Raw genomic sequence first — 19,454 nt, 5'->3', positions numbered from 1 at the left:
TATCGATACGCTAATGCGTTGTGTTTTTGCGTTGATTTTCTCTTTTTTCGCGTGCGCGGCTTCCCATGTGATCGCGCAGGAAGCGGTCATTGATCCTCCTGAACTCAGTGAGTCCGGCAGGGCCTATTTGGATGCGATCCGATATCACGGCATTGACAGCGACGTCGTGTATTTTGATCCGACGCGACCAGCCCCACCGCTGGAAACAGATGCCAAGCCAAAGCCTGAGCGTTCAGAGGAAAACCGTTCCTGGACCTTTTCAGGAGGGTCTCAAACGACAACCGTCATAATCATGCTGTTGATTTTGGGGATCCTGGTGGCATTCGTCTACTTCACGGCAGGTGGAACATCCGTTTCATTCGGCAAAGGCGTAGAGAACACTCGGCGCAAATCGAGGCAGAAATCCAACGGTGAAGGGCCTGACCCAGCGGACCAATCTGATCTGGATACAATCCTCAATATTCCCGACCGCCAGCTTGCGCTCATTGGATTGGCGCAGCTTGCCCTGACGCGATGCCTCAATGCAAACGGCGTGCTGTTCAAACGCAGCTGGACACATCGCGAAGCCCTTCGAAAACTGCCGCAAACACTGTCTTACATACAAGACCTGCGGGCGCTGGTTCTGGACAGTGAACGTGTTCATTTCGGCGGCCGCTCGATCAGCGAAAGCGACTTTGCAGCACATGTTGCGCGGGTTCGACCGATATTGCGGGAGACACGCGCATGACCGACATCAGCCAGACCAGTCCCCCACCTCAGATCAGGCTGGATTGGATCATAATCGCTCTGGTGGTTCTGCTGTCTCTGGGTGTTTTCCTGTATCTCGCCGCACAACGCCAATATGTACTGCGCGAATCCACCAACGGTTTTGACGGGCTAAAAATCTGGTTGAACAGCGAGTCTCAACCGACCCAAAGTTTCACCGGTGGCTGGCCATTGGATCGCAGCACCATCGGTTTGTTGGTCCAGCCGATATTCGACACGCATCCCGATACAGATCGAAAGGCTGCCCGAACCAAAGAAGAATTGCTGCTGCAGACGGATGAATTTGATCAGCAGATCGATATCATTCAGGAGAAAGCCGGTTCCGTTCAAAGCCTGATCATTCTGCCCAAGTGGCGCAGCGGCATGCGGCTGACAGGGTACGGTCATCCTTTCCTGCTGGCGCCCCGCGGTGATGTTCAAACGGTTCTGCATCAGATCGTCGGCCCGGATGTGGGTCAGGTGTTCTACATGCGCACTCCTTTCTCGGACTTCGATTATGACGGGGATAGGGAAGTGCTGGCCGCCCGAGTTTACGCAGGACAGGCGTTTGAAGGGATCGGATGCGAGCCAGTTATCGGCAGGCCGGGCGCGATGCTACTTGGCCTTTGCCCATTACCTGGCGACGGAGACCGGGATCAGGCCTATGTACTGTCCGATCCGGATGTTCTGAACAATCACGGTTTGCGACTTGGTGAAAACGCTCTGATTGCCGCGCAACTACTGCCGCAAATCGCAGGGGAAAACCGGATTGTCATCGACTACAGTGACAGAAACTGGCTGACCGAGCCGGAGCAGATCGTCCAGAGGGAAAGAACCTGGGAGGATCTGGCGCGTTTGTTCGAGTATCCGTTCCGGATTTTGTGGATCGGGGCGGCATTGCTTCTGGCGCTTGCGATCTGGCGCGGTGGCATTCGTAACGGGCCGGTTATCAATCAGGGTCCATCGCTTGGCACTGGGAAGCGTGCAGCCAACCGGGCGCGGGCGCGATTAATGCGGCTGACCGGGCAGGACGGCGCATTGCTGTCAGATTTCGTCGATACCCGGATACGTGCACAAGCAGCCGAGGTATTTGGGCCGGGGCATGTGGTCAATGGCGGCGTCGAAGCCGCCTACCTGCGATACATGCAGACGCGCCAGCCTGCGCTGGCCGCTGAACTGACTGACCTGCTGGGAACAATCCGGGGATTGCCTGCGCATCTGAATGCCAGCGACGCCATCACTTATGTAGACAAATTTGAATCGATACTGGAGCGATTTGCCGATGACGCTTGATGAATTGTTTGCCCATGCCGAGGCTCTGCGCACGGAGATCGGCAAAGTCGTTCAGGGACAGGAAGAGGCCATCGACCTGCTGCTGACTGCCCTGTTTTCACGCGGTCATGTGCTGCTGGAAGGGCCGCCGGGAACAGCCAAAACCCTGCTGGCGCGCAGCTTTGCAGGTGCCCTCAACCTTGCATTCGGACGTATTCAGTTTACGCCTGACCTGATGCCGGGCGATGTTCTTGGAACTTCGATTTACAATTTTCAAACCAGCGAATTCGTTCTGACCAAAGGGCCCGTCTTCAGTCAGATCCTTCTGGCGGACGAGATCAACCGGGCGCCCCCAAAGACACAAGCAGCGCTATTACAGGCCATGAACGAGCGGATGGTGACCATAGACGGAACTGACCACGATCTGGGATCGGAATTCATGGTAGTCGCCACTCAGAACCCGATTGAGCAGCAGGGAACCTACCCACTGCCCGAGGCGCAGCTTGACCGCTTTCTGTTCAAGATAAACCTGACTTTCCCGCCCGAAGATGTCGAACTTGCCATTCTGCGCCAGCACGCTGCTGAACCTCTGGATTTCCTGACGGCAACACAGGCGGTTGCACCGCTATTGGACGGCGAAACCACCGCCGCTGCGCGCAGCCTGATCGATGGCATCGTTCTGGATGACGATATTCTGGCCTATATCCTAAGGCTGGTGCGCGCGACGCGAGAGAGTTCGGACATCGCCTTTGGTGCATCGACCCGGGCTGCAGATGCTATCGCCGGGGCCGCCCGTGCGACTGCCGCCCTGAACGGGCGCGACTTCGCCATTCCGGATGACGTCAAAAACCTGATTATTTACGCTTTGCAACACAGGATCGTTCTCAGCCCCTCTGCGGAAATCGAAGGGCGCAGCGCCCGGCAGGTTCTTGAGAACATCCTCAACCAGATCGAGGCACCCCGCTGATCCGACCATCGCAAAAATTGCTGGTTGCGGCCTGTGTGGCCCTTTGCCTGTCACTTGCAGCGATCGTGCTGGGTGACGCAACCCGAAACGTGGCCGTCATGCCCTGGATTTTGCTGGGTGTGATCGCTGCGGTGGATCTGCTGTTGTCTTGGCCCCGCCGCCGATCAATCTCAGTGGAACCGGTGGGGGAGGTCTTTGTTGGCGAACCTTTCGGCATAGCGCTGGAGGTTTCACCTTCCACGGCGGGCCTGCGCGGGCATCTTGATTGGCCCGAAGGCCTGAAGGGTCCGTCAGAATTTGATCTCGGGATCGGCAAGGCCACAATCAAAGGCGAGGCCGTGCGGCGTGGCACATGGGTTTTTCCAAACGTGTGGCTGTTCTGGTCCTCGCGCCTGACACTGTTCGAATTTGTGCCCAAGATCGGTTTCGGGCTTGAGGTCGCAGTCGTACCCAATATCCGCCGCGTCCAGTCAGGTGAAATATCCACGACCGTTCAATCCCGGCTGTTTGGAGTCAAGGAAAACCGCGCCATTGGTGAAGGGACAGAGTTCCATCAATTGAGGGATTTTGTACCCGGAATGGATGCCAGTTCAATCGACTGGAAACGGTCAGCGCGCCATCGTTCGCTGGTCGCGAAAGAGGTTCGCGCAGAACGCAACCATCATGTGATCATCGCGCTCGATAATGGATATCAAATGCGCGAAGAGATCGCCGGGCTACCAAAGATCGACCATGCGATTACCGCAGCTTTGGCGACGGCATGGGCCGCAGCAATCGGCGGCGATCTGGTTGGGTTGTACGCCTATGACGCAGAACCGCGGCTGTTTTTGCCACCAGAACCCGGGCGCGCAGCCTTCACACGACTGCGGACCCGTACCGCAGAGCTAAGCTATGAAAGCCGCGAAACAAACCATACGCTGGCCATGACCGAACTGAACAGGCGTACACCAAAACGCAGCCTGATCATCGTGTTTTCCGATTTTGTCGATACTACCTCGGCCGAGTTGATGGTCGAGAATGTTGGTGTTCTGGCAAAGCGGCATCTGATCGTGTTCGTTGCACTGCGCGACCCGATCTTGGAAGCTCAGGTAAAAGGCACTCCCTCAGACATGAACGGCGTCGCCGAAACGGTGTCCACCGGACAGTTGCTGCATGAACGACGCGTAGTGCTCGAGCGTCTGCATCAGCTAGGGGTCACCATCATCGACACAGAGCCGGGTAATGTTTCAGCACGGCTGATTTCGACCTATCTGGAAATCAAAGCGCGGGAGATGATCTGATGTCAGACAGTGACCTGATCCGCTCTGCCCGTTTCCGGCAGGAACGCGAAGCCGACTGGGTAAAGCTGTCGGCGTTGGTCGACAAAGCCGAAAATCAGGGTATGCACCGCCTGAGCTTTCAGGAAGCGCGTGATCTGGCCGATCTTTATCGTCAGGCAACCACATCGCTGTCCATTGCGCGTGAGATTTCACTGGATCGCGGGCTACTGGACTATCTCGAGGCACTTACAAGCAGGGCATATCTGAGCGTTTATGCGCCACAGCAACGGCTAGGCGGGATCATCCGCAGATTTCTAACCAGTGGAGGGCCAAGGGCCATGCGCGCCTCGTGGCGGGTTTTGTTGCTTGGGTTCCTCTGCATGGCAGCAGGGGCGGTGGCTGGCTATTTCTTTTATTTCGACAATCCCGAATGGTTCTACGTCTTCATGCCTTCGGAACTCGCCGGGGGGCGCAGCCCTGACGCCAGCACCGACTACCTGCATGCGCAACTCTATGGAGAGGAAGACGGATCGGGGCTTGGCGCATTTGCGACTTATCTCTTTTCGCATAACACCCGCATTGCCATTTTCGTTTTTGGTCTGGGTGCCTTTCTGTGCGCACCATCCATCCTGCTGACATTCTATAACGGGCTGATCTTAGGTGTTTTCTTTGCACTTCATGTCGACCGAAACCTTGGCTGGGATCTGTTTGGCTGGCTCTCCATTCACGGCGTGACCGAGCTTTCGGCGATCTGCATAGCCTGCGCCGGTGGCCTGAAGCTTGGGCTTGCTGTGCTGTTCCCCGGCAATCAGACCCGCGCTTCTGCATTGCGGGCTGCAGGCCACGATGCAGTCAAACTGGCCATGATCGCGGCCATGATGCTGGTCGTTGCTGCATTACTCGAAGGGTTCGGGCGTCAGCTTGTTCAGGACCAGAGCACACGCATTGCAATCGGCTGGGGTGTAGGTGCTTTGTGGTTGCTGTGGTTTGCACTGGGTGGAAGGGAGCGGTCATGACCATTCGCCCGATGGATCAGTTGCTGCCACCCGAAGGGGTGCCACTGAATTTCAGGATCGCTGGCATCGGTGTGCGGACAACGGCACAAATAAGCGATCTGCTGATCACAGGGATCGGTGCTTTGGCGCTGTTTCTGCTGACGCTGGCCTTGGACATCGTGACGCCTGGAACCGCGATTGCCATCGCCTCGATGTTGTTCTTTTTCATCCGCATCCCCTACTACGCGATGTCTGAACTGATCTGGAATGGCCAGACCATCGGCAAGCGGCTCATGAAGATCAAGGTCGTTGCGTCGGATGGGCAGGCGCTGACAACGCAATCACTTGTCGTGCGCAACCTGATGAAAGAGGCCGAGATTTTTCTGCCGGGCACCCTTCTGCTGACACTGGATGCGAACCAGATGGTGCCCTCGATCATATCACTTTTATGGATCATGGCCGTATTGGCTGTTCCGCTGTTCAACAAACGTCGCAGACGGCTGGGCGACATCATTGCGGGAACATATGTAATCCACCTGCCCAAACCGGTTCTTCTTGAGGACATGTCAAAGGCGATCAGGCAACCAGTGGCAGACGAGCAGAAGTTTCGTTTCCTGACCCATCATCTGGAACATTACGGCGCGTTCGAGCTGCAAACACTTGAAGGGTTCCTGCGCGCAAGCGACAGGCCCAAAGGTCCCGCAGCCTACAAGCGCCACAAGGAAACCCTTGCAGCAATCGTTGATCAGATCAGGCGTAAGATCGAATATGCCGATCCCGTCCGGGCACAGGATCAGCAAGCCTTTCTTGAGGCTTTTTACAAAGCGCAACGCGGATATCTTGAGCAACGGCAGCTCTTTGGCGACAAACGCGCTGACAAATATCATGCCGCGCAGGATGATCAGGCCTGAGATAGCCTGTTGTAATTTTACACTGACGAGAGCAGGCTCTGCGCATTTCTTCTTGCGGATGAGTGCCGCTGCGAGGCTTTATCTCAATCAGATAGTCTAAGATATTGATGAGGTATTCAGTATGACAGATGCAGTTAACTCTGGGGCACATACCCCTTTTGGTGTCGGATCGGTTGTCGGCGACTCTTTTTCAATTCTGTTCAGCAAGCTTCCCGTGGTCGCGCTTCTGGGCTTCATTCCGGCGTTGTTCGATGTAATTTTGACCAACTCCATGAACTTGGACACCACCACAAGCCTTGAGCCGGGTGCTGAATTCGACACAGCCGGTTTCGTTGGCAGGTTCGGTGTGGCGTTTCTGTTCAGCCTGGTGATGATGTCGATCATTACGGCAACTCTGGTTCAGTTTTCTTATGACGCCAAACTTGGTCGGTCGGCTCAGATTGGTCGCTATTTTTCCACCGCAATCAGAAATCTACCTGCCATCATTGTGTTGTCGATTGTAGCTTCGATCCTGTACGCAATCGGCTTCATGCTGTTGATCATACCCGGTATCTGGCTTTACGCCGTTTTCTCGATGCTCGTACCTGTCATCGTAATCGAAGGTGCGGGATTTAGCGCCCTAGGTCGCAGCGCCGAACTGACCAAAGGTTACCGCTGGCCGATTATCGGGGCATTGTTCCTGATATTCCTCTGCCTGTTCCTGTTCGGCTTCGTGACCGCCTTTATCCTGGCAGCTATATCAGGTGGCTCTCTCTTTGGACTTGGAGTGCTTCTTGAGACAATCATCAACGCAATCTCTTATGGTTTGGCGAGTATCGCGATAGCGATGATCTTCGCACGCCTTAAAGAGATCAAAGAAGGTGTCAGCGTTTCCGATCTGGTGGACGTGTTCAAATAATCACGACGCACGGCGCGCAAAAATTAAACCAGCAGCCCTTTCGTAAGGCTGCTGGTTTTTTAATTCTACGGCCAGACGATTAGTGCATTGAGCCTGGCGCACTACCCACTCAGTTAACCTCTCCAATCCAATCCAGAAACAAACCCGTTCCTGGCTTTGATTGCCCTGCGGACGTAATCGAACAAAAGTAACCCCGCTTGGTGTTGCACTCATGTGCGCTGGCCAGTGCCAGTGCGCCGCTGCTCAGATACTCATCCAGTAAGGGTCGCCAGCCGATGCCAATGCCCAATCCGTTCTGGATGGCTCTCAGGTAAACCATGTAGCTGAGGTACGCATCATGGGCCGGTGGCTTTGGGATTTCGATCCCTGTTCCTTCAAAGAACCTTTTCCAGTCACCGTTATGATCCAGTTCGGACATGTGCAAAAGCTTGCGTTGCGCCAGCTCAGCATGGGTTAAACTCTGCCCGTTGTTCAACAGATCGGGATGGCAGACTGCAACCATCCGCTCAGCGAAAATTCGACGACTGCTGGTGCCCGGAACACCCTGTTCACCGAACAATATGACCACGTCACACTTATTGGCGTTGAAATCAGGGTTCTGATCCCGGGTCACGATCTGAATCTTCGTAGACGGATGCAAGGCCTGAAACTCCGCCAGACGCGGTAGCAGATACAGGCTGGTAAAGCCGATACTGGCGCTGACCACGATGGTTTCATCACCGCGCCTGGCCCGTAAGGCATCCATCCCATTGCTGATCGCATCAAAGCCGCGCGACACCGCATCCGCCAGCAACACGCCATCCTCTGTCAATGTAAGGCGCGGCTTGGTCCGCAAGAAAAGCCTGACCCCAAGCTCTGCCTCCAATGCCGCGACATGGCGGCTGATTGCCGGCTGAAGCACATTCAACTCCTCGGCCGCCCGGGAAAAGCTGAGACGGCGCGCTGCTGCTTCGAACGCTTTAATCTGTTGCAGCGGAAGAGATTGGCGCGACATATTCATTCCTTTCAGGAACTATTGTCATTCACCATTTCCATCTTTTTCTCTCATTTCAAGCGCGCAAATCTATCTCAGCGACCGGTTAGGGAATGATCTATGGAAAAACGGATCCTGGCTTTGGGCGGCGACGGGATTGGCCCAGAGATTTTGGGGTATGGCTTGCGCACGGCAGAGGTTCTGGCGCGACAAACTGGTATCAAGCTCATAATCGAACAGGATTTGCTGCATGGCGCCTCTTGGGATGCGTTGGGCACTTTCTGTTCGGACGAGGTTCTGCAAAAGGCCCGTCAATCCGATGCGGTTCTGGTTGGTGCTGTTGGCGGCCCTCAATGGGACAACATCCGCGTCCCGGGCGGTGCTGAGAAACAGGATGGCCTTATGTATCTGCGGCACCATCTGCAGACCTACCTTGGCCTGAGGCCGGCGCGTGCCTGGAAACCTTTGATGCGCCAAACACCATTTCGATCGGGCCTCGCGGACACAGCAGATGTTCTGATCCTGCGCGAAATGTGTGGCGGGGCGATGTTTGCGCACGAACGTGGCCAGCGCATCAGGAATGGTGCGCGACAGGGATATGACCTGACTGCCTATGATGAGGATGAAGTATCGCGTTTCGCGCGTGGCGGGTTCGAACTTGCGCGCGAACGGCGTGGACGGCTGGTTAGCTGCGACAAATCCAATGTGATGGAAAGCTACAAACTGTGGCGCACAGTGGTGACAGAGGTCGCGCAGGATTATCCTGACGTGGCTTTTGAGAACATGTTTGCGGACAATTGCGCTTATCAACTGATGCAGCGCCCGGGAGATTTTGATGTGGTTCTGTGCTGCAACCAAATGGGCGATGTACTCAGTGATCTGACGGCCGTTTATGCCGGTTCGCTGGGAATGCTACCGTCGGCGTCATTGTCCGCCAATCCCGCCTGCGGTCCGGTTTTCGGCATGTATGAAAGCACCGCCGGATCAGCCCCCGACATTGCCGGGCGCGGCATCGCCAATCCGGTCGGTACAATCCTTTCGGTCGGCATGATGTTCAAATACAGTTTCGGTCTGCCTGAATTTGCATCTCTGTTAGAAAACGCTGTCGAAGAAACACTGTATGACGGCATTTTGACGCCGGATCTGGGTGGTGAGGCAAATGGTTCTGAAATGACCGATGCAATCCTTGCACGGGTCAACGGATGAGCCCTGCCTACGACTATATCATTGCCGGTGGTGGCTCGGCGGGATGCGTACTGGCGGCCCGGCTCTCAGAAAACCCGGATGTATCGGTCTGTTTGATCGAGGCAGGTGGCCATGGACGCGACCTTTTTATCCGGATGCCAGCCGGAAACGGATTTGTATTTGGCAATCCACGGCTGGATTGGGGTTACACTTCGGTCCCGCAAGCCGCCCTGAATGGGCGCAGCATCTACTATGCGCGCGGCAAGGCATTGGGTGGATCCTCCATCGTCAACGGTATGATCTACATGCGTGGCGTGGCAGCCGATTATGACAACTGGCGTCAATTGGGGTTGGAGGGGTGGTCTTATGCGGATGTCCTGCCCTACTTCCGCCGCGCCGAAGGGTCACGCGATCGTCGGGATGAATGGCACGGCACCAATGGACCGCTCAAAACGGAACCAGCGCGTAATTTCGGTGAAATCGAACGCGCCTTTATCTCAGCCGCCAAGGCAGCAGGACACACAGAGCTTGACGACTTCAACGGATCTGAAAGAACAGGCGTCGCGCGAAACGACAGCACCGTATCAAACGGCATCCGACAATCTTCGGCGATTGCGTATCTGCAGAACCGTCGCTCGAATCTGACGGTCCGTACAAATGCCCAGATCGGGCGGATCATATTCGAAGGTAAACGCGCAATCGGGGTTGAAACCACCGACGGTGAGGTCGTCCGCGCAAATCAAGAAGTCATCGTATGTCAGGGCGCTTTTGGTTCGCCGCAGTTGCTGATGCTTTCAGGTATCGGGCCAGCGGATCATCTGCGCGATCACGGAATTGATGTCGTCTCGGATTTCCCTTCGGTTGGAGCTCACCTGGCTGATCACCCGAATGTTTCGATGCAATACGGATCAGAGCGGATCGATCTGAGCCACGCAAAACACCAGCGGCTGGACAAGGCCGCAATCTTGATGGGCAAGTGGCTGCTGAATGGCTCTGGCCTCGGCGGTGGCGCATTTTTTTCAACCGTGCTCTTCCACGCTTTCGAGGACCCAGCCCTGCCTGAGCTTGAGGTATTTATGACGCCCATGGTGGTCGAGGAGAACCTGGGAAACGGCGCGGATGAGAATGTGCCTCTGCTTCAGCGCCTGGGTCGCAAGCTGTTGGTCCGCGGCCGCAAGATGGCCCGGCCGGGAATTCAGATCGACATCAATCTTGAACGGCCTCAATCAACCGGAACCGTTCGGTTGGCCAATTCCGATCCACGCACGCATCCCTTGATTGATCCGAATTATCTAGCCCACACAAAAGATCTGGATGATCTGAGAAAAGGCGTTGCCGTCATGCGTGAGGTGATGTCTCAGCCCGACATCGCCCGATACCACACGGGCGAAATCGGGGTTTGGAAAGATGCGCATACGAAGGCTGAAGTCACCGAAGCGATCCGTCAAAGCGCCTATACAGGGCATCATCCCTGCTGCACAGCTCGAATGGGAGATGTGTTGGATAATGAACTGCGTGTTCAGGGCGTCGACGGGCTGCGCGTTTGCGACGCCTCTGCGATGCCCACTCAAATCACTGGAAACCTCTACGCAACCGTTGTCATGATGGCTGAAAAGGCTGCTGACATGATCCTTGGACGCGCAGCTTTGCCACCTGAATACCCCGGAAAGAGACCCGAATGACCGAGACACGTATCTTTCAGTACTTCGTCAGCAATCAATGGCATGACCCGGCTGAAGGGGAATACATCGACAGCGAAAACCCCGCTACCGGAAAGGTCTGGGCCCGTATACCCGATTGCCGAGAAGCCGACGTAAACCGGGCAGTGGCCGCAGCAAAATCCGCCTTTTACGACGGACCATGGGGCCGAATGCAACCTGCCGAGCGTGGGCGGGCATTGCGTCGGGTTGGCGATGTCATCTCAAAATACGCTGACCGTCTGGGTGCGATCGAGACGCAGGATAACGGCAAGCTTCCATCGATGATCACGCCGGGGCTGAAACCGGCCCAATGGCAAGTGGACAGCTGGCATTATTACGCGGGTATGTGTGACAAGTTCGAAGGTCGCGTCATCCCTGCCGAAGCACCGAACATTCACAATTACATGACATGGGAGCCGTTCGGCGTTGTGGCGCAGGTTTTGCCGTGGAACTCACCGCTTGGAACACTGATCTGGAAACTAGCGCCCTGTCTGGCTGCGGGAAACACCGTGGTTCTGAAACCTTCTGAGCATTCCAGCTGCTCGACGCTGGAACTGATGGATGTTCTGCTCGAGGCAGACCTACCTCCGGGTGTCCTGAACGTGGTCACCGGCTATGGGCCGACGACGGCAGCTCCGATGATCGAACACCCCGATGTCCGAATGGTCAGCTTTACGGGCGGCACCGCAGGTGGAAAGGCGGCAGCAGTCGCCGCCGCGCAACAGGTCAAGCCCCTGGTGATGGAGCTTGGTGGGAAATCCCCTCAGATCGTCTTCCCTGACGCGGACATCGAACTTGCCGTCAACGGAGTTGCAGCCGGGATTTTCCCGCCGGGCGGTCAAAGTTGCATCTCGGGCTCTCGACTATTGGTTCATGCAGATGTCATCGATGAATTCACCAACGGGCTGGTCGAAGTCGTTCGCAAAGCCCGCGTCGGTGACCCTCTGGATCCGGCAACACAGATCGGTCCAATGGCGAACCGGCCACATTACGAGGCCGTATTGAACCGGATCGCAGCCGCCGAAGCAGCGGGGCACACCCTGCTGCTGGATGGACGCTCGGCCTGCCGAGACGCCGGGTACTACATCGGCCCGACCATCTTTGCCGATGTTCCAAACAGCTCCAGTCTTGCCCAGAACGAGGTATTTGGCCCCGTTGTAAGCACCGAAGCCTGGACAGATGAGGCAGACGCAATCCGCATTGCCAACGATACCATCTACGGTCTTGCCGCCGGTATCTGGTCGCGGGATATGGCCCGCGCGATGCGGTTTGCAGATCGCATCGAGGCAGGCACCGTTTACATCAACAATTACTTCAACGCCGCCACCCAATCACCAGTCGGTGGCATGAAGCAGTCTGGCTATGGCCGTGAAAACGGTTGGGAAGGGATGCGTTGCTTCATGCAGACGAAATCTGTCTGGCTATCGACCGACCCGCATCAACCCGATCCATTTGAATGAAGGACGGCCAACCGTGACTGCAACAAAGCGCCTCGCAAATTTCGCCACATCCGCAAACCCGAGTGATGAGTTGCGGCAGATTATTGCACCCGCTGTCGCTGATTGCTTTGGATGTATCCTCGCTGGGGCCGACGCCGAAGTCACACAACGTGCAATTCGTGCCTTGAGTCGAACAGGCACCGGATCGGCGACAGTCTACGGTAGCGATCAGAAACTGGCGGCGCCCCACGCGGCACTGGCCAACGCGGTTGCAGGTCACGCTTGGGATCTGGACGACTGGGAAGAGCCGGGAAACACGCACCCGACTGTCGTGCTGCTGCCTGCCCTTTTGGCAGCCACCCATCTCAGCCCTACCAGCGGCAAAGAACTGAGCAACGCTTATGCCATCGGGGCCGAGATCATCATGCGGCTCGGTGAAGCTGTGTCGCTGGATCACTACGCCCGTGGGTTTCACAGCACAGCAACACTAGGAACCATAGGCGCGGCCGGCGCCGTATCCCGATTGCTGCGACTTTCACCCGAACAGACGTCGCATGCGCTGGCACTGTCCGTGTCGCAGGCGACGGGCCTGACCCTTCAGTTCGGCTCGAATGCCAAACCATTGCAAGCCGGATGGGCAGCACGAAACGGTCTTGAAGCCGCCTTGATGGCAGCTGAGGGTGTTTCGGCGCAGGTCCATGTTCTTGACCATCCTCGCGGTTTCGCGGGCCTTTTGGGCGATCACAGTGAAGCGCGGTTTGAAAGGGCTTTCGCCGGTCTGGGCGCACCATGGGCCTTGCAGCAATATGGTCTGATCCTCAAACCCTGGCCCTCTTGCGGATATACGCATCGGTTGATGACGGCCGCGTTGGAGCTGCGCCCGCAAATCATCGATCGGTTGGAAGAGGTCACGGCCATATCCGCGACCCTGCCTGACTTTCACTTTGAAATCCTGCCCTTTCAGAACCCCGTCACCCGGAACGAGGCATTGTTTTCAGCGCCTGCCTGTGTCGGACAGGCACTTGTGGCAGGTGATCTGACATTGAACGATAGTGAAGCTTGTTTCTGGGAAAGCCCTGAGGTTGCGCGGTTGATCCAGTTGACGACAGTGACGGCAGAACCCGCTCTCAATCCCGACCTGAACTACGACCCGGAGCAGCCCGATTGTCTGCGGGTTGAATTTTCAGGGGGCGAAATTCTTGAGACCCGCTGCGCCTATCCACTTGGTGCGCCCCAGAACCCGATGACGAATGAACAACTCGCCAACAAGTTCGCCGAAGTCACCGGTCGCGACAAAGACGGTTTCTCAAAGCTCATGAACTGGCCGGACGCGCCAGATGTTGCAAATTTTTTCAGCGAGATAGCCAAATGACAGCACGCAGACGCAGCGGCGGGCGCGCAGCCCGAAAAGAAGCGCGCAACGAAGGTGCCGGTTCGGGACCAAGCACTGCTATCTGGCCCGGTATCGAAGGCGGGCAATATGCCCCTCTGACAAACGACGAAATCAGGATGATCGATGAAACGGCGATGCGCGTCCTTGAAGAGATCGGCGTCAAAGGCGCGACCCGAACCTGTATAGATACTGTCTGTGCCGCCGGAGGCTCATTGACCGGAGATGGACGCCTGCTTTTTCCCGAACACATGGTGCGGGAAACACTCAAGGGAGCAGGTCGAGATTTCAAACTGTTCGGGCAGAGCCCGCAGTTCGATCTGGACCCTTCAGGCGCACGCACTCATTTCGGCACATCAGGGGCGGCTGTGCACATTATCGACAGCGAGACCGGTGACATTCGCGATACCACGCTGCAGGACCTCTATGACATGGCGCGACTGGCCCATGTTCTGCCAAACATCCACATGTTCCAGCGTACGGTTGTCGCACGGGATCTTTCTGATCCACGCGAGATGGATTTGAACACAGCCTATGCCTGCCTGAAAGGAACTGCAAAGCCAACAGGAACCTCGTTCGGCTCGACCGAGGCAATGGAAGACGCTGTTCAGATCCTTGAGATGATAGCCGGTGGGCCAGAAGCCCTGCGGGCACGACCGCCAATCTGTGTATCGACCTGTTTCATCGTGCCGCCCCTGACCTTCGCCGAAGAGGCATTGGGCGTCATCGAATGTGCCGCCCGTCACGGTATCCCTCTCAAACTGGTGTCCGCCGGGCAGGCCGGGGCGACCAGTCCTGCCCCACTGGCCGGTGCCGTCGCACAACAAACCGCCGAAGTCCTGGCGGGCATCGTTTATGTCAATCTGCTGAACCCAGGTCATCCCGCCACATTCGGTGCCCTGCCCTTTGTCAGCGACCTGCGCACCGGCGCAATGTCCGGGGGCAGCGCAGAACAGGGTCTGCTGATGGCCGCCTGTGCGCAGATGGCCCGGTTCTACGGCATTCCCTGCGCCGTCAGCGCAGGCATGACGGACAGCAAGTTGCCTGATTTTCAGGCCGGGTTTGAGAAGGGGTACACCGAATTGCTCGCCTCCCTTGCCGGCGCCAATCTGATTTATGAGGCGGCGGGCATGTACGGCTCATTACTGGGCTGCTCACTCGAAAGTTTCGTTCTGGACAATGATCTGATCGGTTCGGTCATGCGCGCAACACGTGGGTTTGAGGTCTCAAAAGAGACATTGTCTCTTGAGGCGATACGCGAGGTTTGTGTGGGTGGGCCGGGTCATTTTCTGGGGCATGGTCAAACCCTGAACAGGATGGAAAGTGACTACTTTTATCCCGCGCTGGCCGACCGGCGCACACCGCAGGAATGGGCAGCGGCCCCCGACAAGGATCTTCTTGAGCGGGCCCGCATCAAAACCCGTGAACTGCTTTCGATGCCTGCGCCCTCTCACATATCGGATAAACTGGATCAGGAGATCCGAAGCCGCTTTCCCATTCGCAAGCTCGCTGGAAATTCTGACCGTTAACCGGCTACCAACGCAAAACGGCTGAGAGCTTTGTTCACAAAAAAGGGGCAGGGAAACTGTCCCCTGCCCCGTACTGCTCTGCCTGTTTTTTGGTTGTATCAAAGCGCCGCTTTGAACAATTGCGTCAGGTTTTCCTCGGTCAGTTCGATTGGGTTGCCACCGCAGGATGGGTCAATGATTGCGCCCTTTACCAATTCAGGGATCGATGCCTCGGTCACACCCAGTTCAGACAGTTTGCGCGGTATGCCCAATGAATCATTGAACTCCTGCACGAAGGCACGGAACCCGTCGAAACCGCCCTCGATACCCAGATAAGCTGCCGCCGCGTTGAACCGATCTGCAATAGCCGACGCATTGAAATCCAGAACCGCTGGCATACAAACCGCGTTGGTCGTGCCGTGATGAGTGTTGAACACCGCGCCAATAGGATGGCTCATGGCGTGGATTGCACCCAGACCCTTTTGGAACGCAGTTGCGCCCATCGCCGCAGCACTCATCATCTGGGCGCGCGCCTCGATATCGGTTCCATCTGCATAGGCACGTGGCAGGTATTCCTTGACCAGACGCATGCCTTCCAGCGCAATACCCTGGCTCATCGGATGGTAGTGCGGGCTGGAATAGGCTTCGACACAATGTGCAAAGGCATCAAGGCCGGTTCCCGCTGTGATGAACTTGGGCATGCCCACTGTCAGCTCAGGATCACAGATCACGACTGTTGGCAAAACTTTGGGATGGAAGATAATCTTTTTCGCGTGCGTTTCAGAGTTGGTGATGACGCTGGCGCGTCCGACCTCGGAACCCGTACCGGCCGTTGTCGGAACGGCGATGATCGGCGCGATGACGTCAGCGTCTGCGCGGGTCCACCAGTCGCCGATGTCCTCGAAATCCCAAACGGGCCGCGTCTGACCGGCCATAAAGGCCACCATCTTGCCCAAGTCCAGACCTGAGCCACCACCAAATGCGATTACACCGTCATGGCCGCCCGCGTTATAGGCAGCAACGCCAGCTTCCAGGTTCTTTTCATTCGGGTTGGGATCCACATCGCTGAACAGGCCGCGACCAAGACCGGCCGCCTCCATGATATCCAGCGTCGCTGTGGTGATCGGCAAATCGGCAAGCCCTTTATCCGTGACCAGCAGAGGCTTTTTCATGCCCGCAGCCGCACAGGCTTCGGGCAGTTCCTTGATGCGCCCGGCACCAAATTTGATTGCGGTCGGATACGACCAGTTTCCAACAAGGCTCATGTCAGAGTTTCCTTCAAGATAGAGGCCTACCTCGCCGAGGGGGAAGCGAGGCAGGCATGTCGTCCTTAGCCCGTTACCTTTTTGAGGTGGTAGGATTTGGGACGTGTCAGGTTGTGATAGCCGATGACGGACAAGCCACCGCCGCGCCCGGTATTCTTGCAACCGGTCCAGCAGAGACCGGGGTCCAGGTAATCCGCGCGGTTCATGAACACGGTGCCGGTTTCGATGGCGTCACCTACTCGTGCCGCGCGATCCACGTCGCGGGTCCACAGGCTGGCGGTCAGGCCAAACTCGCTGTCGTTCATCAACGCGATGGCCTCGTCATCCGACGACACTTTCATGATGCCGACCACCGGACCAAAGCTCTCATCGCGCATCACACGCATGTCATGGGTGACATTAGTCAGGATCTGTGGCGTCAGATAAGCGCCCCCATCATCCTTGGCGAAGGTATCAATATGGGCAACCGCCCCGGCTTCGACAGCCTCGGCGATCTGCGCTCGGACCTCATCAGCGAACCGGACATTGGCCATCGGACCAATTGTCGTCTCGGTGTCCAGCGGATTACCCAGCTTGTAGCCCTTTACGACCTCAACCGCCTTGGCAACGAAGTCGTCATAGAGGCTTTCATGCACGTAAATCCGCTCGATTCCGCAACAGCACTGGCCCGAGTTGAACATTGCCCCGTCGATCAGCGTATCAACGGCTGCATCCAGATCGGCATCTTCCATGACATAACCGGGATCTTTACCTCCCAGCTCGGTGCCAACTCCAGTAAACGTACCCGCCGCCGCACGCTCCATCGCCTGACCGCCACCAACCGAGCCGGTGAAATTCACGAAATCAAACGCGTTGCCTGCAATCAGGTCATTGGTCACGTCATGGCTCAGAAACACATTCTGGAACACATCCTCAGGCACACCTGCGGAATGGAAGGCCTGTGCCATACGCTCACCCACCAGCAGTGTCTGAGTGGCATGTTTCAGGATCACAGTGTTTCCTGCAATCAGCGCGGGTGCGACCGTGTTGATTGCAGTCATGTAGGGGTAATTCCACGGCGCGACCACAAAAACCACGCCATGCGGGATACGCTTGATGTAACGCTTGAATGTCTCATCCTCGCCCACGGCGATATCAACCAGAGACGCCCCGGCGATTTCGGCCATATGGCTGGCGCGCTCATTAAAGCCACCAAACTCACCGCCATAACGCATCGGGCGGCCCATCATATGCGCAAGTTCGGGCACGATCTCATCGTTCATGGCCCCAACAGCAGCCACGCCCGCCATCACAAGATCAATCCGATCCTGCAACGGGCGCGCAGCCCATTCAGCTTGTGCCGCCCGTGCGCGGCCTGCGGCTTCAAACGCAGCCTCACGCGACAGAACTTCACGTTCCGCATAAACCGATCCATCGATCGGCGAGATGCATTTCAGTGTCTGGCTCATGCCATCAACTCCACATAGAGGGCGTCTGCGCCCTGCTTCTTCTTTCAGTAACTCTGATAAACATGTGAGGTCGGCCTCACATGCCGTCTTTTACGCCCGCTCAAACCCGCGAGCGACTTCCCAATCCGTCACCACGCGCTCGAATTCCTCGATTTCGACTTCGGCAGCACGGGTATAGTGATCGACCACCTCGTCACCCATGGCCGCACGTAACATGGCCGAGCCATGCAACGCATCCCGCGCTGCGCGCAGGTTGCCCGGGATCATGCCGGTTTCGCCTTGGTATACATCGCCTTTGGTGGGCGGCTGCAACTCCAGACCCTCTTCGATACCTGCAATCCCGGCCGCCAGCATTCCGGCCATTGCCAGATAGGGGTTCATGTCCGAGCCCGGGATCCGGCATTCAACTCGAACCGCCTTGGTCCCATCCCCGCACAGACGGAACCCGGCAGTCCGGTTGTCGACTGACCAGATGATCCGTGTCGGTGCAAAGGTGCCCTTCATGAAGCGTTTGTAGCTGTTGATGTAAGGGGCCATGAAATAGGTATAATCACCGGCATATTTCAGCAGACCTGCCATGTAGCTTTTCATCAGCGCCGACATGCCCAACTCATCCGATGCGTCGTAGAAGGCAGGTTTGCCATCAGCCCAGAGCGACTGGTGCACGTGCGAGGAACTGCCGACCTTGTCGTGGTGCCATTTCGGCAGAAACGTAGCGGCGTGGCCATGCTGCCAGGCAATCTCTTTCACTGCGTTCTTGGCGATCGAGTGATACTCGGCCGTGTCCATCGCCTGTGCGTATTTGATGTTCAGCTCTTCCTGCCCAGTCTCGGCTTCACCCTTTGTGTTCTCGACCGGTATGCCCGCATTCCACAGATGGTTGCGGATCGGGCGCATCACATGCTCTTCCTTGGTGGTCTGCAGGATGTGATAGTCTTCGTTATAACCCGAGATCGGCTCCAGATCGCGGAAGCCTTCCTTGCGGATTTGGTCAAAGCTCTTCTCGAACAGGAAGAATTCCAGCTCGGTAGCAGTCATCGCGTCATAGCCCATGGCCTTCAGACGATTGACCTGCTTTTTGAGGATGGCCCGAGGTGAATGTGGCACTTCTTCATGCGTGTGGTGATCCAGCACATCACACATCACCATCACCGTACCTTCCAACCACGGCACAGGGCGCAAAGTATCCAGATCGGGTTTCATGACGTAGTCGCCATAGCCCCGCTCCCAACTGGTAGAGGCGTATCCGTCGGGCGTGCCCATCTCAAGATCGGTGGCCAGCAGATAGTTGCAGCAATGGGTCTCTTCCCACGCGCCTGCCACAAAATGCCCTGCATGAAACCGTTTGCCCATCAACCGGCCCTGCATGTCCACCATGCAAACCAGAACCGTATCTACGGCCCCTTCTGAAACCTGGGTCTTGAGATGTTCGAACGTGAGCATGTGCCACCTTTATGCTGACCGGGCCCTGAGATCACCGGCTATTCAATCCGTTTGACC

General features: G+C 56.7%; 16 protein-coding genes. 12 read left to right on the top strand and 4 right to left on the bottom strand.

Annotation, left to right across the window (positions count from 1 at the left end; genetic code table 11):
* The first annotated feature begins 67 nt into the window (after positions 1–67).
* The 7 genes from ACR0CW_RS12460 (at position 68) to ACR0CW_RS12430 (ending at position 7,046) form a co-directional block, all read left to right on the top strand.
* Positions 68–727 carry a DUF4129 domain-containing protein gene (locus ACR0CW_RS12460; protein ID WP_480788034.1) on the top strand — a complete coding sequence of 220 codons (660 nt, stop codon included), beginning with the start codon at positions 68–70 and terminating at the stop codon, positions 725–727.
* The gene (locus tag ACR0CW_RS12455) at positions 724–2,037 is read left to right on the top strand and encodes a hypothetical protein (protein WP_480788033.1); all 1,314 of its coding nucleotides are present in this window, start codon (positions 724–726) and stop codon (positions 2,035–2,037) included. The genes ACR0CW_RS12460 and ACR0CW_RS12455 overlap by 4 nt, the downstream gene beginning before the upstream one ends.
* Positions 2,027–2,983, top strand: coding sequence for an AAA family ATPase (locus ACR0CW_RS12450; protein ID WP_155145681.1), 957 nt, complete (start codon positions 2,027–2,029; stop codon positions 2,981–2,983). The genes ACR0CW_RS12455 and ACR0CW_RS12450 overlap by 11 nt, the downstream gene beginning before the upstream one ends.
* A 35-nt stretch (positions 2,984–3,018) precedes the next feature.
* Entirely contained in the window at positions 3,019–4,263 is a 1,245-nt protein-coding gene (locus ACR0CW_RS12445; RefSeq protein ID WP_480788032.1) for a DUF58 domain-containing protein, read from the top strand.
* Positions 4,263–5,258, top strand: coding sequence for a stage II sporulation protein M (locus tag ACR0CW_RS12440; RefSeq protein WP_480788031.1), 996 nt, complete (start codon positions 4,263–4,265; stop codon positions 5,256–5,258). Before ACR0CW_RS12445 ends, ACR0CW_RS12440 begins: the two co-directional genes overlap by 1 nt.
* The gene (locus ACR0CW_RS12435; RefSeq protein ID WP_480788030.1) at positions 5,255–6,148 is read left to right on the top strand and encodes an RDD family protein; all 894 of its coding nucleotides are present in this window, start codon (positions 5,255–5,257) and stop codon (positions 6,146–6,148) included. Before ACR0CW_RS12440 ends, ACR0CW_RS12435 begins: the two co-directional genes overlap by 4 nt.
* A gap of 121 nt (positions 6,149–6,269) precedes the next feature.
* Positions 6,270–7,046, top strand: coding sequence for a hypothetical protein (locus ACR0CW_RS12430; RefSeq protein WP_155145689.1), 777 nt, complete (start codon positions 6,270–6,272; stop codon positions 7,044–7,046).
* A gap of 109 nt (positions 7,047–7,155) precedes the next feature.
* Here the strand turns inward: ACR0CW_RS12430 and ACR0CW_RS12425 are convergent, their stop codons facing one another.
* The gene (locus ACR0CW_RS12425) at positions 7,156–8,040 is read right to left on the bottom strand and encodes a LysR substrate-binding domain-containing protein (protein WP_480788029.1); all 885 of its coding nucleotides are present in this window, start codon (positions 8,038–8,040) and stop codon (positions 7,156–7,158) included.
* A 99-nt stretch (positions 8,041–8,139) separates the two neighbouring features.
* On the opposite strand from ACR0CW_RS12425, the gene leuB reads away from it, so the two are divergent.
* Genes leuB through ACR0CW_RS12400 form a run of 5 tightly spaced genes read left to right on the top strand, consistent with a single transcriptional unit; the run spans position 8,140 to position 15,262 of the window.
* Positions 8,140–9,225: a 3-isopropylmalate dehydrogenase gene (gene leuB, locus ACR0CW_RS12420; protein ID WP_480788028.1), complete on the top strand. Its 1,086-nt coding sequence runs from the start codon at positions 8,140–8,142 to the stop codon at positions 9,223–9,225.
* Positions 9,222–10,886, top strand: a complete 1,665-nt coding sequence (locus ACR0CW_RS12415) for a GMC family oxidoreductase (RefSeq protein WP_480788027.1) — start codon at positions 9,222–9,224, stop codon at positions 10,884–10,886. Before leuB ends, ACR0CW_RS12415 begins: the two co-directional genes overlap by 4 nt.
* Complete coding sequence (locus tag ACR0CW_RS12410) at positions 10,883–12,364, top strand: aldehyde dehydrogenase (RefSeq protein WP_480788026.1); 1,482 nt, start codon at positions 10,883–10,885, stop codon at positions 12,362–12,364. The genes ACR0CW_RS12415 and ACR0CW_RS12410 overlap by 4 nt, the downstream gene beginning before the upstream one ends.
* A 13-nt stretch (positions 12,365–12,377) precedes the next feature.
* Positions 12,378–13,715, top strand: coding sequence for an MmgE/PrpD family protein (locus ACR0CW_RS12405; protein WP_480788025.1), 1,338 nt, complete (start codon positions 12,378–12,380; stop codon positions 13,713–13,715).
* On the top strand, positions 13,712–15,262 hold the full coding sequence (locus tag ACR0CW_RS12400) for a trimethylamine methyltransferase family protein (RefSeq protein WP_480788024.1): 1,551 nt from the start codon (positions 13,712–13,714) through the stop codon (positions 15,260–15,262). The genes ACR0CW_RS12405 and ACR0CW_RS12400 overlap by 4 nt, the downstream gene beginning before the upstream one ends.
* A gap of 98 nt (positions 15,263–15,360) precedes the next feature.
* Here the strand turns inward: ACR0CW_RS12400 and ACR0CW_RS12395 are convergent, their stop codons facing one another.
* The 3 genes from ACR0CW_RS12395 to ACR0CW_RS12385 form a co-directional block, all read right to left on the bottom strand.
* Positions 15,361–16,506 (bottom strand): iron-containing alcohol dehydrogenase, encoded by a 1,146-nt coding sequence (locus tag ACR0CW_RS12395; RefSeq protein WP_155145701.1) that lies wholly within the window; start codon positions 16,504–16,506, stop codon positions 15,361–15,363.
* Positions 16,507–16,571: 65 nt separating this feature from the next.
* A complete protein-coding gene (locus ACR0CW_RS12390; protein ID WP_480788023.1) occupies positions 16,572–17,954 on the bottom strand; it encodes an aldehyde dehydrogenase family protein in 1,383 nt (460 codons plus the stop codon).
* A 90-nt stretch (positions 17,955–18,044) separates the two neighbouring features.
* Positions 18,045–19,397 (bottom strand): glutamine synthetase family protein, encoded by a 1,353-nt coding sequence (locus tag ACR0CW_RS12385; protein WP_480788022.1) that lies wholly within the window; start codon positions 19,395–19,397, stop codon positions 18,045–18,047.
* Positions 19,398–19,454 lie beyond the last annotated feature (57 nt).

The sequence above is a fragment of the Ruegeria sp. CH6 genome (genome assembly GCF_056537005.1).
This window is presented reverse-complemented; position numbering and strand designations above follow the sequence as displayed.

Bases quoted from the DNA above. Each gene is read 5' to 3' on its own strand.
- ACR0CW_RS12425 (WP_480788029.1), bottom strand. From the start codon at position 8,040: ATGTCGCGCCAATCTCTTCCGCTGCAACAGATTAAAGCGTTCGAAGCA.
- ACR0CW_RS12390 (WP_480788023.1), bottom strand. From the start codon at position 17,954: ATGAGCCAGACACTGAAATGCATCTCGCCGATCGATGGATCGGTTTAT.
- ACR0CW_RS12440 (WP_480788031.1), top strand. From the start codon at position 4,263: ATGTCAGACAGTGACCTGATCCGCTCTGCCCGTTTCCGGCAGGAACGC.
- ACR0CW_RS12455 (WP_480788033.1), top strand. From the start codon at position 724: ATGACCGACATCAGCCAGACCAGTCCCCCACCTCAGATCAGGCTGGAT.
- ACR0CW_RS12385 (WP_480788022.1), bottom strand. From the start codon at position 19,397: ATGCTCACGTTCGAACATCTCAAGACCCAGGTTTCAGAAGGGGCCGTA.
- ACR0CW_RS12400 (WP_480788024.1), top strand. From the start codon at position 13,712: ATGACAGCACGCAGACGCAGCGGCGGGCGCGCAGCCCGAAAAGAAGCG.
- ACR0CW_RS12395 (WP_155145701.1), bottom strand. From the start codon at position 16,506: ATGAGCCTTGTTGGAAACTGGTCGTATCCGACCGCAATCAAATTTGGT.
- ACR0CW_RS12415 (WP_480788027.1), top strand. From the start codon at position 9,222: ATGAGCCCTGCCTACGACTATATCATTGCCGGTGGTGGCTCGGCGGGA.
- ACR0CW_RS12435 (WP_480788030.1), top strand. From the start codon at position 5,255: ATGACCATTCGCCCGATGGATCAGTTGCTGCCACCCGAAGGGGTGCCA.
- leuB (WP_480788028.1), top strand. From the start codon at position 8,140: ATGGAAAAACGGATCCTGGCTTTGGGCGGCGACGGGATTGGCCCAGAG.
- ACR0CW_RS12410 (WP_480788026.1), top strand. From the start codon at position 10,883: ATGACCGAGACACGTATCTTTCAGTACTTCGTCAGCAATCAATGGCAT.
- ACR0CW_RS12450 (WP_155145681.1), top strand. From the start codon at position 2,027: ATGACGCTTGATGAATTGTTTGCCCATGCCGAGGCTCTGCGCACGGAG.
- ACR0CW_RS12430 (WP_155145689.1), top strand. From the start codon at position 6,270: ATGACAGATGCAGTTAACTCTGGGGCACATACCCCTTTTGGTGTCGGA.